At 45.1% G+C, this 15,988-nt stretch carries 15 protein-coding genes; 2 read left to right on the top strand and 13 right to left on the bottom strand.

The window, feature by feature from the left end:
* Window positions 1–30: 30 nt before the first annotated feature.
* Window positions 31–2,580 carry a Tex family protein gene (locus tag B3R91_RS02915; RefSeq protein WP_286796429.1) on the bottom strand — a complete coding sequence of 850 codons (2,550 nt, stop codon included), beginning with the start codon at window positions 2,578–2,580 and terminating at the stop codon, window positions 31–33.
* Between the two features lie 424 nt (window positions 2,581–3,004).
* Between B3R91_RS02915 and ompR the strand changes: the two genes are divergently transcribed.
* Complete coding sequence (ompR, locus tag B3R91_RS02920) at window positions 3,005–3,763, top strand: two-component system response regulator OmpR (protein ID WP_068407795.1); 759 nt, start codon at window positions 3,005–3,007, stop codon at window positions 3,761–3,763.
* A gap of 113 nt (window positions 3,764–3,876) precedes the next feature.
* On the opposite strand, the gene B3R91_RS02925 is transcribed toward ompR, so the two are convergent.
* From B3R91_RS02925 to ubiG, 4 genes are all read right to left on the bottom strand, one after another.
* Window positions 3,877–4,143 (bottom strand): DksA/TraR family C4-type zinc finger protein, encoded by a 267-nt coding sequence (locus B3R91_RS02925; RefSeq protein ID WP_286796430.1) that lies wholly within the window; start codon window positions 4,141–4,143, stop codon window positions 3,877–3,879.
* A gap of 162 nt (window positions 4,144–4,305) precedes the next feature.
* Complete coding sequence (locus tag B3R91_RS02930) at window positions 4,306–5,142, bottom strand: YciK family oxidoreductase (protein ID WP_286796431.1); 837 nt, start codon at window positions 5,140–5,142, stop codon at window positions 4,306–4,308.
* Between the two features lie 93 nt (window positions 5,143–5,235).
* Window positions 5,236–5,946 (bottom strand): HAD family hydrolase, encoded by a 711-nt coding sequence (locus B3R91_RS02935; protein WP_286796432.1) that lies wholly within the window; start codon window positions 5,944–5,946, stop codon window positions 5,236–5,238.
* Window positions 5,947–6,019: 73 nt separating this feature from the next.
* Complete coding sequence (gene ubiG, locus B3R91_RS02940) at window positions 6,020–6,880, bottom strand: bifunctional 2-polyprenyl-6-hydroxyphenol methylase/3-demethylubiquinol 3-O-methyltransferase UbiG (RefSeq protein WP_286796433.1); 861 nt, start codon at window positions 6,878–6,880, stop codon at window positions 6,020–6,022.
* 454 nt (window positions 6,881–7,334) lie between these two features.
* Between ubiG and B3R91_RS02945 the strand changes: the two genes are divergently transcribed.
* Window positions 7,335–7,955 (top strand): thiol:disulfide interchange protein DsbA/DsbL, encoded by a 621-nt coding sequence (locus B3R91_RS02945; protein ID WP_068407799.1) that lies wholly within the window; start codon window positions 7,335–7,337, stop codon window positions 7,953–7,955.
* Window positions 7,956–8,073: 118 nt separating this feature from the next.
* On the opposite strand, the gene yjgA is transcribed toward B3R91_RS02945, so the two are convergent.
* The 8 genes from yjgA to mazG form a co-directional block, all read right to left on the bottom strand.
* Window positions 8,074–8,586, bottom strand: a complete 513-nt coding sequence (gene yjgA / locus B3R91_RS02950; RefSeq protein ID WP_200663078.1) for a ribosome biogenesis factor YjgA — start codon at window positions 8,584–8,586, stop codon at window positions 8,074–8,076.
* Between the two features lie 118 nt (window positions 8,587–8,704).
* Window positions 8,705–9,664, bottom strand: coding sequence for an RNase adapter RapZ (rapZ, locus tag B3R91_RS02955; protein ID WP_286796434.1), 960 nt, complete (start codon window positions 9,662–9,664; stop codon window positions 8,705–8,707).
* A gap of 41 nt (window positions 9,665–9,705) precedes the next feature.
* The gene (panC, locus tag B3R91_RS02960) at window positions 9,706–10,608 is read right to left on the bottom strand and encodes a pantoate--beta-alanine ligase (RefSeq protein ID WP_286796435.1); all 903 of its coding nucleotides are present in this window, start codon (window positions 10,606–10,608) and stop codon (window positions 9,706–9,708) included.
* Between the two features lie 96 nt (window positions 10,609–10,704).
* Complete coding sequence (panB, locus tag B3R91_RS02965) at window positions 10,705–11,505, bottom strand: 3-methyl-2-oxobutanoate hydroxymethyltransferase (protein WP_198327947.1); 801 nt, start codon at window positions 11,503–11,505, stop codon at window positions 10,705–10,707.
* 111 nt (window positions 11,506–11,616) lie between these two features.
* The gene (gene folK, locus B3R91_RS02970) at window positions 11,617–12,165 is read right to left on the bottom strand and encodes a 2-amino-4-hydroxy-6-hydroxymethyldihydropteridine diphosphokinase (RefSeq protein ID WP_286796436.1); all 549 of its coding nucleotides are present in this window, start codon (window positions 12,163–12,165) and stop codon (window positions 11,617–11,619) included.
* 42 nt (window positions 12,166–12,207) lie between these two features.
* Window positions 12,208–14,520 (bottom strand): polynucleotide adenylyltransferase PcnB, encoded by a 2,313-nt coding sequence (gene pcnB / locus B3R91_RS02975; protein ID WP_286796437.1) that lies wholly within the window; start codon window positions 14,518–14,520, stop codon window positions 12,208–12,210.
* Window positions 14,521–14,684: 164 nt separating this feature from the next.
* Window positions 14,685–15,086, bottom strand: a complete 402-nt coding sequence (locus B3R91_RS02980) for a ComEA family DNA-binding protein (RefSeq protein ID WP_286796438.1) — start codon at window positions 15,084–15,086, stop codon at window positions 14,685–14,687.
* Window positions 15,073–15,948 carry a nucleoside triphosphate pyrophosphohydrolase gene (mazG, locus tag B3R91_RS02985; protein WP_286796439.1) on the bottom strand — a complete coding sequence of 292 codons (876 nt, stop codon included), beginning with the start codon at window positions 15,946–15,948 and terminating at the stop codon, window positions 15,073–15,075. Before mazG ends, B3R91_RS02980 begins: the two co-directional genes overlap by 14 nt.
* Window positions 15,949–15,988: the final 40 nt, after the last annotated feature.

Genomic DNA, 15,988 nt, shown 5'->3' on the forward strand with positions numbered 1-15,988 from the left:
GCCTTTTTTGGTTAATCATTATGATAAATATTATTTTTTAGTTTTAGTAACGCCAGCTTCCTGCAACAGCGCGCCAAGCGTGCCTATTTTATTAGGTGCTTCTTTATTAGGTGCTGCTGCTTTCTCCGCTCTAGGTGCTTTACGACGGTTGTTGGCATGATCTTTATCTTGACGATTGCCGCGTGGTTTTGACGAACGCTTATCAGCCGCTGGACGACTATCACTTGGACGATTGCTGCGTGGACGACTGGCTTTATCCTCATTGCCTGTACCTTCTGCAGTCGACTTCGCAGCTGGGCGTACTGGTTTTTCAGACTCAGGCTTCATACTAAAGCCGATACGGCCACGTTTTTCATCGATAGAAATCACACGTACCGAGACGATATCGCCTGGTTTGACGCGGTTCATTGGGTCAGCAACGAAGTCATTGGCCATCTGTGAGATATGAACCAGACCATCTTGATGGACACCGGCATCAACGAAGCAACCAAAGGCTGTGACGTTGGTAACAACACCTTCAAGCTGCATGCCCTCGCTTAAGTCTTTAATACTATTAACGTCTTCACGGAAGTTAGCCGTTTTAAACTCAGGGCGCGGATCACGTGCAGGCTTGGCAAGCTCTTCGATGATGGCTTTGACACTGATATTATCATCGTTAGCAGCAAGCGCAGTGGTATCGATACTGTTTAACACACCATCGTTACCGATGACTTCTGGCAACGTTTTACCGGTTTGCTCAAGTAAACTGTCAACCAGCGCATAGCTTTCCGGATGCACGCCTGTCGCATCAAGTGGATTGCTACCGCCGTGGACGCGTAAGAAACCTGCCGCTTGCTCAAAGGTTTTTACCCCTAAGCGTGGTACGTTTTTCAATGCTTCACGGTTATCAAAGGCGCCGTGCTCTTTACGATAGGTGACGATTTGCTGGGCGACATTTTTATTCAAACCCGCAATATGCGCTAAGATAGCAGGACTTGCGGTATTTACATCAACACCAACGGCGTTTACGCTGTCTTGGGTAACTTTATCTAGGCTATCTGACAACTGGGTTTGGTTGACATCATGCTGATATTGACCAACGCCAATCGCTTTTGGGTCAACTTTAACCAATTCTGATAGCGGGTCTTGCAAGCGACGGGCAATAGAAACCGCACCGCGTACCGATACATCTAAATTGGCAAGCTCGTCACTAGCAAGCTCACTTGCCGAATAAACAGAAGCGCCTGATTCATTAACGATTACGGCTTTGGCTTTTAACTCAGCGTTGGCCGCCAAAATCTCTTGAATCATCGCGTCTGTTTCGCGGCTCGCCGTACCGTTGCCGATAGCGACCAAATCAACGCCATAAGTGCTTAATAATTCATCGATGACTTTTTTGGCTTCATCCATCTTATTATCGGGGGCAAACGGATAAACGGTGGCGACGACAGGCTTTTCTTCGCCATCTAGCATGACATGGCCTTGGGTATCAACAATCGCCATTTTAACGCCATGACGGATACCCGGATCAACGCCTAGAATCACCTTACGGCCAGCAGGCGCTGCCATAAGTAAATGCTGTAAATTATTGGCAAATACATCAATGGCATCGGCTTCAGCGGTCAGACGTTTTTCTGTCAATAAACGATGCTCAATATGCGGACGCCATTTTTCTTTCCATAAACTGGTCGCGGCTTCTGTTAAAAACTCTTGACGTTCTGCTGGCGCTTTGGCATCAACCTCAAAGTGCTTGATGATTTTTTCGATAAATGGCGCGTCTTCGCCTTCGATTTTAAGACCTAAAACGTTTTCTTGGCGACCGCGAAGCATCGCTAATAGACGATGATTTGGCAGACGCGCCAAGCTTTCACTATGTTCAAAGTAATCTTTGAACTTCTCACCAACTTCGCGTTTTTCTTCACTGGCGACGCTCGATACTATACTCGCCGTTTTCGCAAAGCCACTACGTAAATTATCGAGTAAGTCTAACGCTTGCGTCCATTCATCAACGATGATGGCTTGTACGCCTGCCAATTGCTTGTCGATATCGCTGAAGTCGACTTCAATCTCATTACCACTATCATCGGTAATGCTAGATTGTGCTTGATAGTCGGCAAGCGCCTCTGTCGGTGTAATCTCTTGTGTTAACAGCGCTTGTGCAGCCACATCAAGACCAGCGGCGCGTGCTTTGGCCGCTGGTGAGCGGCGACGCGGACGGTATGGCAAGTAGATGTCTTCAAGCTCAAGTTTCGACGTCGCATTATCAATACGCGTCTGCAGCTCGTCAGTCAAATTACCCTGCGTGCTTAGCAGCTCGGTAATTTTAAGGCGACGGGTTGCCATATCACGCTCATAATTGAGCGACTTCTCTAAAGCTCGCAGCTGCGCATCGTCAAGATTCTGCGTCTTTTCTTTACGGTAACGGGCAATAAAGGGAACGGTCGCGCCTTCATCGTAAAGTTTGACAAACGCATTGACTTGAGCAGTCTTAATGCCAAGCGCGCGAGCAAGCTTGTCGTGAATATTCGCGTGTGTGGTTGCATCCAAAACCTGTGCATTTGTCGAGGTTTGAGATGGCGTTAAGGTATCAGTGCTACTCATAGACGTATCAATCGTTGAGAAATGTAGTTTTGCATTATAGCAAAAGCTGCATGAATAAAAATCCTTTTTATCTTTTCGTTATTTATCGCCTGTTTTCTAGCAAAAATCGTCTGATATCGTCCGTTCTTGTGCCTTGTTAAACAAACGCATACAGCATTTAGCATTATCATTGATGCAATTATTACAGCAATCTTATACACTAAAGTCTCAATCGCACAAATATTGCAGTTTACTACTGTACTGAACACTAGTTTGTTATACTTATTGATTTTTAGCAATCGATGGAATGATTCCTAGCTAGTAACACTAATATTGTTACCTTTATGGACGCTTTTTTGAATTCTATTTTTATTAACAAAATATTTACCCTTGTATTTTTAATCACAATTTCTACCAATAATAATTTTTATAAGAGGATGACTGTATGACAGATAACAACAGCCCTGACACCTTAAACCAGCGTATTTTGGTCGTTGATGACGATGCCCGCTTGCGCTCTTTATTGCAGCGTTTTCTAGAAGACGATGGTTTTGTCGTTCGGACGGCGCATGATGGCAATCAGATGGACAAATTGATGCAACGTGAGCTGTTCTCATTGGTGGTATTGGATTTGATGCTACCAGGCGAAGACGGTATTAGTATCTGTAAGCGTTTGCGTGAAGACAATGGCGATATACCGATCATCATGCTGACTGCTAAAGGTGGGGATGCCGATCGTATCGCTGGCCTTGAAGCCGGCGCTGATGACTATCTGCCAAAGCCATTTAACCCAAAAGAGCTACTCGCTCGTATCAAAGCGGTACTGCGTCGTCAAAATCGTGAGTTGCCGGGTGCGCCAAGTCATCAGCTTGAAGTGGTTGAATTTGGACCATGGACGCTTGATTTATCGACTCGTACCCTAAAACGTGATGGCAATGTGGTGACTTTAACAACCGGTGAATTCTCGGTATTAAAAGCCTTGGTGCAGCATCCGCGTGAGCCATTGACGCGTGATAAGCTGATGAATCTTGCCCGTGGTCGTGAATGGGGCGCGATGGAGCGTTCTATCGATGTGCAAGTATCACGTTTGCGCCGTTTGATTGAGGACAATCCTTCACAAGCGCGTTATATCCAAACCGTTTGGGGCGTCGGCTATGTATTCGTACCCGATGAAGCAGAAGTTGAAGCCGCTAAGAGCGAATAGGTCTAACTTTTAGTATTGAAAATATTAAATGCCATAAAAAGCCCTGCACATTGATTGCAGGGCTTTTTATTGTTCTAACTATTGGTTTAACGCTAAATATTTAGCGCATAAATCTAACGTAATTGACTGTCTTTACTACCGCGGCGATTAAAGAGCTCAGTTGCCTTTGCTTCTTTTTCAAGCTCAGACTGACAACTAACGCAGTGCTGCACACCCGGTACCGCTACGCGCCGCGCTTCTGGAATGGGGTTGCCACACTCATCACAAAACTCAGCGCTTTCACCCGTTGGCAGCGCACGCCGTGCGCGTTCTAACGCATCGTTAACGGTCGCATCCATTTGCTCATGTTCTGCTCCATCTCTTGACCAGCCACCTGCCATAATCGTATCCTATTTTTTATTAATAATATTTAGGCTTTAATTGATAAAAGCCTTTAATAACAAATAGATGGGGTTATAGAGCACTTATTTCAATCAATAAACGCTTTTATAAATACCATTAATAGCGATAAAAATAGTGGGCAATAAGATAGCAAATGATAATTAGCCTTTTGGTTGCAGCTCAACCACTTGACCGCGCACGCCGATGCTTTCATCACTCATCAAAAACACATAGCCGCCCATAATATCTTCTGGTGTCTTTAGGCTCATCGGATTTTCACCCGGAAAAGCATGAGCACGCATATTGGTACGGGTGCCGCCAGGATTGATGCAATTGAAGCGTAAATTGGTGGTATTTTGCGTCTCTTGGGTAAATATATCACTCATGCCTTCTACCGCTTGCTTGGACAGTGCATAGGCACCCCAAAACGCGCGCGGATGGGTGCCAACGCTACTAGAAGTAAAGACGATAGAACCATGGGCGGCATCTTTAAGCAGCGGCAGTAGCGCTTGGGTGAGCATAAAGGTAGAGGTAAAGTTGACCTTCATCACTTGAGCAAACATATCGACATCGTACATCTCAAGCGGTGTCAAAGCACCTAGCATGCCAGCGTTGTGCAATACCCCATCGAGCTGTCCGACTTCTTTTGCTATCAAATTCTCTAGCGTTTGCATCTCAGCATAAGTCGCGCCTTCGAGATTCATCGGTAGCATGGCAGGCTGCTTGCCGCCAAAGCTTTCGATTTCATCATAAACGTATTCAAGTTTGCTACTGGTACGCCCTAACAATAACACCGTCGCACCATAACGGGCATAGGTCAAGGCGGCAACACGGCCGATACCATCACCAGCACCCGTGACCAAAATTGTTTTACCATCTAAGCAGTTATCAGGCGGTATAAAATTACGAATAGCGTCGTGCGATACAGATGGTACAGAATTTTGCGCAGCTGCTTGATTGGCTTGCTGCGGCGTAGGCGGATTAGTATTGTCACTCATGGCATTACTCACTGCTTATTATTTGATGATTTGATAGTAGGTTGCTTATTAGCTATCTTGATGAATGGCTTATTTGCTTTATAAGTAGTTATTTTATAAATAGTCAAACTTACCTGAAGCAAGTAAAAGCTTACTCAACTCTTTAGGGGTGTCGGTAATGTAGTCAGCGCCCCATTTCTTTAAGTTTTTTTGGTCTTCAGGCGGAATATAACCATAAGCGGCTAAAATGGTTGTCATACCAGCGGCGTTGCCCGCTTCAATATCGCGTATATGGTCGCCAATATAAAGTACGCTTTCAGCAGCGCCGCGCGGAATGGCGAGTTTTTCTAAGGCCACATACATCGGCTCTGGATCTGGCTTAGAGCGTGATACATCATCAGGACAGACCAGTACCGAGCAGCGCTCATCTAACTGCATTGCTTCTAGCAAAAGCTCTGCTAAATAGCGCGGCTTATTGGTGACAATTCCCCACGGCACGCCTTTATCCTCTAAGGTGCGCAGTACTTCTTCAAGCTCGCTAAAGACACAACTATCGACGCATATATCGGCTTCATAATCGTCTAAAAACTGCTGACGAAACTCAAGTAACTCTTCTTCACTAACCTCAATTTGGCCGTTATGACGCAACATCAAACGCACCATCGACGAAGCGCCTGCGGAAACTTGCTCACGAATCTCAGCTTCATGTGGCGCTTGCCAATCATTCTCGCCGCTCATTTTACCAATAATTCGGACGAAATCGGCGGCAGTGTCGATTAACGTCCCATCAAGGTCGAACAAGACAGCTTTTACAAATTGACTCATAACAGGCGCTCTTAATATTAATTTAAAACATGGATTTAAAAAGTGGTTAAAAAGGAATACTCATAAAAAAAATTTACAACAGTGGTTTTTGTACCGCCATCATATAATTGACATCGACGTTTTGCGCCAACCAGTAGCGTTTGGTCAACGGATTATAATGCAGCCCAATGATATCTTGACGGCTGAAACCCGCATTTAGCGCCATTTTATCCAATTCCGCTGGGGTAATAAATTTGGCGTAATCATGGGTACCGCGATCAAGCAGACGCAATACATACTCAGCGCCAACGATGGCAAATAAGTAGGACTTAGGGTTGCGGTTAATGGTCGAGAGCACGCAAACGCCGCCTGGCGCTAGTAGCTTAAAACACGCCTCAACGATGGCAGTTGGGTCTGGTACATGCTCGAGCATCTCCATACAAGTGACCACATCGAACTGGCCGGCATGGGTTTCAGCCAATTGTTCAATCGGAATGTGCTGATAACGCAAGGTATTATCTAAATTGCTTTGCTCAGCATGCAAGGCCGCCGCTTTGAGATTTTCTGTGCCAAGGTCAATACCAGTAACATCAGCGCCGCGTCGCGCCATTGATTCTGACAAGATACCGCCGCCGCAACCGACATCAAGAACTTTTTTACCCGCCAAGCCCAATTCTGCGATTTTACTGCTATCAGCACTCATAAAGCCGTGCTTGACGTTGTCTTCTATCCAATTAAGGCGTAGCGGATTGATTTCGTGTAAGGTGGCAAAGGCGCCGGTTTTATTCCACCACTCGCTCGCCAAATTGTTGAATTTTTCTACTTCGCTGGCATCGACATTAATCGCCGTATTTTGATTGAATTCGTTAGCAGCATTATTACTATTGCTCATATTGTCAGTAGGATTGATTTGTTGATGATTCACAGGCTGCGCAGAAGGTAAAACTTGGCTCATAGGATTTTTCCTTTATTGGCATTATAGTTATTATCGGGAAGTATGATGCTACGCTCAATATTAGCATGAGAGCAGCAACTTTGTCGTGAGTACATCGTCACCGTTTGTGAAACGCGCAAATTATAGTCTTATGAGTCAGTTATTCTTATATTGAAAAAATTTGGCTTAACGACTTTGGATTGACGATCGGGCTGAAATTCAAGGTATAAAATAAGCGCAAAACCATAAGTAAGATACCTTAAATAATAGCTCACAGCTTTACAACCGTTAGTTAAGAATCGGGTTCACAACTATGGGCATTTTACGCTATTATAGGCAGTAGTCTATAAAAGGGTGATTTAGGCGACGCATTGCCGCTTAAACTTGTGAGACCTCTATACAAATGCGCTAAATGACTGCTGAATCGAACCTTCTGAAACAATTATTCTGAATCTCGACACCTCAAGGAAAAAGTATGAAACGTATCATCGCATTGACTGGTTTGGCTTGTGCTATTGGGTTTGCCAATATGGGTGCACAAGCCGCCAATTATGTCGCAGGAAAAGACTACCGCGTGCTAGACAACCCAGAAAAAATCAGCGGTGATGCTATCATTGTGCGTGAATTCTTTTGGTATGGCTGCCCGCATTGTAACGTCCTCAATCCACATATGGAAAAATGGGCCAAAACCAAAGACAAAGACGTGGCATTTTTCAAAACCCCAGCCGCGCTAAACCCTGTTTGGGAAGCCAGCGCCCGTGGTTTCTACGCCGCGCAATTACTAGGCTATGAAGACAAAACCCATGACGCCCTATTTGATGCTGTGCATAAAGACGGCAAACAGTTATTTGACCAAGCATCACTGAGCAAATGGTACGCATCTAAAGGGGTGAATGAAAAGAAATTCAATAGTCTTTATAACTCATTTGCCGTTGGCACAAAAATTGGTCGCTCACAGGCAGGTGCTAAGCGTTATCAGCTTTCAGGCGTACCAGCAGTAGTCGTCCATGGTAAGTATGTGGTGACTGGTGAAAGCGCCACTGTTCCTAAAGTGGTTGATTATCTCGTTGATAAAGTACGCGCCGAGAAAAAATAATTTAAGATGTGTAAATTATTAAGAAAATGAACGTTTATAAAAATGCAAAAAGCCAATCTTTAACGATTGGCTTTTTTATAGGTCATGGTTTATAAATTAATATAAGCATTATTATTAATTAGCTTTTCAGCTGCGACAATATCGCCACTTCACGAATATAACTGGCCAAATCTTCTTTAGACTCCGCCATCAATTCATCGTCTTGTGTATGTTTGGCATATTCAATCCATAGCAGCAACTGATACAAACTATTACGCTCAGAGGCTTTGTATTGTTTTACAAACTGCTTTAGCGTGCCTTCATCATTGATGTTTAAGCGCTCAATCCAGCTTTCGATTTTAGAAATCTGCTCTTTGGGAAAAAAAGCGTCGAACAAGGCTTTAACCAATTCATGACGGTTTTCTTCACTGATGAGTTTACCGACCCGTTTGGTTTGACGATTGCGCGCATTGGCACTGGTAATATCAGCAAGCGCCATCAGCTCTGCCATAAAGTAATCACTTGCTGGCAGGTTTTTGAGCTGCTTCTTCGATAAGCTGGCAAGCGGTATCGACAATGCTTGTAAGCGCTCATGAGCTTTTTTGAGCTCTGTGCGCGAGACGCGCATATCTTGTTCTGTCCAGTCAATCATAAAAGCTTTCCATTTTTCGAGATAGTAAATAATAGATTTTATTGCGTCTTGCTAATTATATTGCTTGAGCATTCATCGTAGCTAATAACCATTAATAGTTAGCATTACTAGCCTAGCTTTACCAACGATGTTTTTCGCGGTGCTTAGCGGTAATACTCAAACCTTCGGGCAGGCTGGTAGTCAATTTATCTTGCAAATGCTTGGTAATAAATACCGAACGATGCTTGCCACCGGTGCAGCCAATCGCAACCGTTACCGTATGGCGGTTGTTGTGTAAAAAGTCTGGCAACCAGCGCGTCAGAAATGTAGCGATATCGTTAGTCATCTCTGCCACCTCTGGATAATCAGCAAAAAATTCAGCAACTTCCGCATCCAGACCTGTCGCGGCGCGCAGCTTTGGGTTCCAATGCGGATTGGGCAAAATGCGCACATCAAAGACAAAGTCGGCATCGATTGGGCTGCCATACTTAAAGCCAAAGGATAACAGGTTAATGGCGATTTGATTGTCAGCCCCAACATAATCGCGCAGGCGCTCTTTTAGCTGATGAATATTAAGCATACTGGTATCAATTTTAAGATCCGCACGCCTAAATATCGGCTGCAAAAGCTGGTTTTCTTTTTCAATCGCCGCTGGTAAATTATCAGTGGTATTTTCTATACCTTTGCTATCTTGCACCATCAAAGGATGAATGCGTCGAGTGGCATTAAAGCGCGCCACCAAGATATCCTCTTGCGCTGTCACATAAATGACGGTGAGCGCCTCTTCGCCATACGTCTGCTTTAACGTATCATGTATTTCAGAAAAATTGGACAAATCGGCGCGAGGGGTGCGAATATCGACCCCAAGGGCGATACGTTTAATCCCGCTATCACAAACCAGCTTCTGTGCCGCCTCAGGAACCAATGACAAAGGCATATTATCAATACAATAATAACCAAAGTCCTCTAGGATATTGAGTACAGAGGTCTTGCCCGAGCCTGAGCGCCCTGACACCACCAAGATACTTAAACCATCTTTATGTGATGGTGTCTGCTCGTTATCTGATTTGGCGTGCTCATTATCCTTAGTTGTACTCATGATCCGTCATCCTTATACATTGCGTCTAGCCACTCCCGCGCTCATGATGGCAGTGTTACCGTCACTAGCTGATTGTCTAACAAGCGTGCACGGCCCAACCATGCGGCAACCAAAATCACCAAATCTTGCTGATTTCCAGCGAAAGTTGTCGATTTTTCATCTATCTCTAAAGCATCAAGCTGCGCCGTTTTGACTTCTAAATAATCAATGATAAAACCTGCGGCAGTGATACGCGCGCTAGCCGCTGCTAATAAATGCTCAAGCTCTCGTTCGATATATGCGCCATTCATTAGCTGGTCGGCTAAGCGCTGTAATTCTTGATGAAGTATAGGAGCGATATTGCGCTCAGTTTCAGTTAAATACTGATTGCGCGAAGACAAAGCTAAACCATCAGCCGCTCGTACGATAGGTGCGCCAATGATTTTAATCGGATAACTTAAATCACGCACCAACTGCTGAATAATGGCCAACTGCTGATAGTCTTTTTGCCCAAACACGGCCACTTCTGGCTGGACGATATTAAAGAGCTTTGAGACGACAATGCCAACGCCATCAAAATGACTTGGACGCGATTGGCCACATAACTGGCTGGTGATTGCGCCTGCTCGAACGGACGTTGGTGGCGGTAATACCGGATACATCTCATCAATACTGGGCGCAAATACGTAATCGGCAGCAACAGTAGTAAGTTTGGCAACGTCTGCATCTAACGTCCGAGGGTAACTGTCAAAATCCTCACCGACGCCAAATTGGGTAGGATTGACGAAAATACTCACCACCACAATATCGGCATGTTGTTTGGCAAGTTTAACCAACTCAAGATGACCGTCATGCAGATTGCCCATCGTTGGCACTAACGCAATATGCTGCTTGCCATTTTGCTGACCACGATAAGGGTTTAAGGCGTTACGCAACGCTGCGATGTGATGATAAATAATGGACATGGTTAATACGTTTTATCCTGACAGCTTGTTCTACTGATAATGGTCAAATCATTAAATCAAATACGGCTTACTTTAATACGATTTACTTTAATACGGCTAGCTAAATTGGTGCTGCTCAGTGGGAAAACTGCCGTCACGTACCGACTGCTGATACAGCGCAAAAGCCCCTTCAATACTACCTGCGCTATTACGCTCGTCAGTTAAAAAGTCATGGACAAAGCGCGGTACGCGGCCGTGCACCATGCCCAGCATGTCATGCATGACAAGGACTTGACCATCAGTAGCAGCACCAGCGCCAATCCCAATAACCGGCACAGCTACGGCTTCTGTAACTGCCTTCGCAAGCTCAGCGGGTACACACTCTAATACCAAAAGCGCTGCACCCGCCTCGACGACCGCTTTAGCATCAGTCAGCAGTTTTTCGGCTGCTGCATCACCGCGACCTTGTATTTTATAACCACCAAAGACATTGACAGACTGCGGCGTCAGTCCTAAATGCACACAAGTCGGCGTACCTGCTTGCGCCAAGGTTTTGACCAAATCGCAAAGCTCACTACCGCCTTCAATCTTAATCACGTGCGCGCCCGCCTGCATCAGCTTGCGGCTATTGGCCACCGCATCTGGGAGCGTCACATAACTCATAAACGGCAAATCCGCTAAAATCAACGCATGCTTATTACTACGGGCGATATTGGTTGTATGATAAGCCATATCATCAACGCTGACAGGCAAGGTTGAATCATGACCCTGTACTACCATGCCCAAACTATCACCAATCAAAATCGTATCGATTTGCGCGTTGTCCATCATACGCGCAAACATGGCGTCATAGCAGGTCAGACAGGTGAATTTAACACCGTCTTTTTTAAATTTATTTAAAGTAGATAAGGTTGTCATATGACCCTCAATGCGGTTAACTATTTATAGCTTTTGATATTTTAATAAAATGCACAGCCACTATCGTAGCATCCAACTTATTCATAATTCTACAGAGGCACTAAAGAGGCATTAATTCAGTTTTAATAGCTTTAGCCCCGTCCAATCGTCACTGGACGCATAATCCGTTATTGGTTTGTTTAAAATGATTAACTCTGGCGCCAACTCTCGCAGCGGCAGTAGGACGAAATTGCGCTCATGTAAGCCTGCGTGCGGTATGGTTAATTGCGGCTCTGAGATTTTGATATCCCCATACAATAAAATATCGACATCGAGGCTGCGCTCACCCCAGCGGCGCAAACGGGCGCGTTTGGCTTGTTGTTCTAGCGCTTGGCAAAATGCAAGCAGCTCAAACGCAGTTAAGGTAGTCTCAAAACCTACCACCGCATTGACAAAGTCAGGCTGATCTTGCGGTCCCATCGGCGCCGAAGTATAGAAAGAAGACACTCGTACCGCTCGTATTTGCTTTTTTTCTTGCATCGTTAAGATAGCTTGCTGTAAATGCTCTACCGGCGAACCTAGCTCGTTTTCTAGATTGCTGCCTAAACCAACATAACAGGTAACCCAACTTATATCGTTACTACTTTTATTGGCATTGCTAGTTTCAAGGTGGCTGTTCATAGTTTTCACTGTGCTTTAGTGCTTTAAAATCGGCTTGTAAGCCTAACCGTTGCTAACGCTTGGCTGACGGCGGCGGCGTTTTGATGGAACCGGCCCTTTTTGCTCATTCATCTTGCTAGCGGCTGTTCGATTCTGAGCTTGAGTAGTCTGTTTCTTAATATTCTGTTTGGTTGCAGCAGCTTTTTTAGCAACAGACGGTGTATCCTCAGCAAAATATGATGCAGCTTTAGGCACTTTTTTCTCATACTTGGCCGTATTTACTACTTGCTCTTTATCGCTAGCTGGTTTTGTCGTTACGTTAAGCAAGTGATCAGCGTTATTTTTACTGTCAGTATTACTATTTTCCGCTATCGCAGTAGGTTGACGACGGCGACGTTTATATGGTATCGGCTCGTTATTTATGCTGACAAGCGCTGGCGTTTGGGCGACAGTACGCTTAGTATGGACATTAGTAGCAGCATTAGTATTGGCCGTTGTAGATAAAGCTGACTGGTCAAAATCGGCTTTGCTAGCAGCAGGCTTGGTATCGACTGTTTTTGCTTTTGCATCCTGCTGCTGCGCTTGCTTATCAGCGTTAGCAGAGCTGTCAGATTGGCGTGCAACCCTTAATTTCTTAGATGACGTATTTTCAGCTTTTGGGCTTTGCTGCACAGGCGCTTGCTTTGATTTAGCATTAGATTTTGGCTGATCGTCCGTTGGCAACTGCTTACGTAATGGCGGAACCACTTTTTCATGCTCGATGACAAATAACGGTGCAGGCTTGGCATCGTGGCGCTTATTTGCCGATTGGTTGCCAATATTCGCCAGTGATAACTGCTGCAATTGCGCCAGCTCATTATTATCTTGTGCTGCTTGCTGCTTATCATAGCCCTTATGATGACTATTATTGCTGACACTATGATTACTATTGTTATTAGCCTGCTGAGTAGATTGGCTCGCGGCGCGGCGGCGGCGTGACGGCACGTTTGAAGCATCATCAGCTTGCTTGCTATGGCCGTTACCGCCTACATTATTTTGTTGATTGTTTTCTATGTGATTTACCTTATCATGGTTTGATGTGTTTAAAGCTTGCGGCTTTTGACGATTACGCCCGCGTCCACGCTGCCCTTGTTTATAGGCACCACGACGGATATTCTCATCAAAATCATCAATCGCTTGATCTTGCTGCTGTTCGGTCAGGGTTTGATAGGTTTGCCACCACTCGCCCATGCCATTGGTCGACTCTGAAAGTGGATGTTCGGCATCACCGCACTGCTCACGCAATAGCAAGAAATCAAAACCGGCACGGAAACGAGGATGCTCAGACAATTGAACAATTTGTTTGCTGCGCGGCGCCGCCAATTTTGGCTGCAATATCCAAATATCACGGATAAATTGTTCGGCAAATTTTGGAATGGCGGTCTTGATACGCTGACGGTCGATGACTTTGCCCGCTGCATGCAGTTGCGCGTCAGCAAAAGGCATATTGCGTTTTTTGGCTTTTTCCAATTGATGCAGGTAATTTTCCCACAATAACGCGGCATAAAAGAAGGCAGGATTGATACTTTTACCAGCGGCGATACGTTTGTCGGTATTGATAGCGACTTGTTTGACCAAGGCACTTGGCTCGGCAGGCGGATAAATTACTAAACTGTCAATCGCGCCCGACTCAAACAATAACGGCAGTAGCGGCACTAAATAGCCACCGGTAAACATTTTTTGCGTTTCATCATAAAGACGATGCGGAGAAATTTGCTCCAGCAGCGCCCAATTGTCATCATGGAACTGGGCGGCGAGTTCGCTATCAAAGTCAAAACCCAATTTTGCTTTAAAACGCAGGGCACGCAACAACCTGACCGGATCTTCTTCGATACGCGTCGGTGCATTGCCTAATAAACGAATGATTTTATTGTCTATATCTTCAAGCGCGCCGCAAAAATCATGTACCACGCCTTTGAGCGGTTGATAATAAAGGGCATTGATAGAAAAGTCGCGACGGGCAAAATCTTGCTTAATATCGCCCCAGACATTGTCGCGCAAAATCATCCCATCTTGATTGGTATTGGCATTATTGAGCGGTGGACCACGAAAGGTCGCCACTTCGATAAGTTCGCGCCCAGAGTAGACATGCGCCAATTGAAAACGGCGACCAATAATACGGCAACGCTTGCCAAAGACGTCTTTAATCTCATGAGGTTTGGCATCAGTGACCGCGTCAAAGTCTTTTGGACGCAGGCCTAGCAAGGTATCGCGCACGCCGCCACCGACGATATAAGCATCAAACCCAGCTCGGGTTAGGGTGGCTATCACTTCGGTAATGGAATTGGGTAATTCAGATTTATTCAGTTCTAACTGCTTGGCGGCACGCTCGGCCATGCATCTACTCCTCGCCTTTATTCTTAACCACCCCGACGAACACAGCGTCTATCAGGCGGATGTACCCACTAGTTTAACAAATTTTGACCATGGTGGGTGTGTTATGACATTTACTTACATGCTATTTTGTCAATGTGGGGGTTAAATAATACAAAATAAAGCGCTTAATCTTGTACGCTTAAACGCTGGCGATTTTTCTCAACCGTTTTTGCGCCAATGCCTTTGACTTTCGTTAATTCATCAACCGTTTTAAAACCGCCAAACATCTCGCGATATAAAATAATCGCCTGCGCTTTACTGCTGCCAATACCGTTTAATACTACCAATTCTGCTTCTGTGGCGCGATTGATATTTATGTTGGTTTGATTCCGCGCTTGGCTTTGTGCTGCTTCTTGCGTCAATAGATATTTATAAGCGCTTTTAGCATTATCAAAACATGGCGCGGCAAAGACAGGATGAGACAGCATCACCATGATAGAAAATATGCCTACTAAAAAAACGGTGGCATTTTTAAATAAATTAGCATGCTGCCATTTAATAAACCGGCTTTTATTAGTCGCGTTCATGCTGTTTCGCCGCTTCCCATAACGCATCCATCTCATGGATATCGCTATCTTCTAAACGCTTGCCAGCAGCCGCTAATTGCTCTTCGATATAACCAAAGCGTGATTTAAATTTATGTACACAGGTTAAGGTCGCCGTTTCAGCGTCGAGGTCGAGTTTACGGGCGACATTGACCAAGGCAAATATGCAATCGCCAAGCTCCCTTTCAATCTCTCTGATATTGGTTTTGATTTCAACTTGGGGCTGATCTAAAATCTCGGCCTTTAGCTCGGCAATTTCTTCATCAAGCTTATCAAAAGCGCCGCTGACCCCTTCCCAATCAAACCCCAATTTTGATGCTTGTTTTTGCACTTCCTGCGCTTGCATCAGCGCACTACCTGCCTTGGTATTATCCAAACGACGTTTCGGCTTGCCACGTGCGGCGCGAGCTTGGTCTTCCTCTGCTTTAATCTCATCCCAGCGACCTTTTACCGCAGCGTCGTCTTTTAGCGTTTCGGCTTCAAAGACATGCGGATGGCGGCGAATCAGCTTTTCTTGCAACGTGGTAATCACATCGCTAATATCAAAGCGCCCTTGTTCTGCGTACATCTGACAATGAAAAACTACTTGCAACAATACATCACCAAGCTCGCCCTTGATATCTTCGTCATCATCGCTTTGAACCGCTTCGCCGAGCTCATAGGCTTCTTCAATCGCATACGGAATGAGACTATGATTGCTTTGCTTTTTATCCCACGGACAATCTGCGCGCAGCCGTGCCATTAACTTTAATAAATCGTCTAACTCGCCAGTTGCTACTGGCGTTCCTTGTACAGGGTTGGGCGGCGTAATAGAAGTTAACGTTTGGTTGTTTAAGTCACTCATAAAATACTCTTATATTTTTTATCATAGAAACGGATAATTA

The sequence above is a fragment of the Psychrobacter sp. UBA6291 genome (assembly GCF_002439405.1).
In the GTDB taxonomy this organism is placed as follows: Bacteria; Pseudomonadota; Gammaproteobacteria; order Pseudomonadales; family Moraxellaceae; genus Psychrobacter; species Psychrobacter faecalis.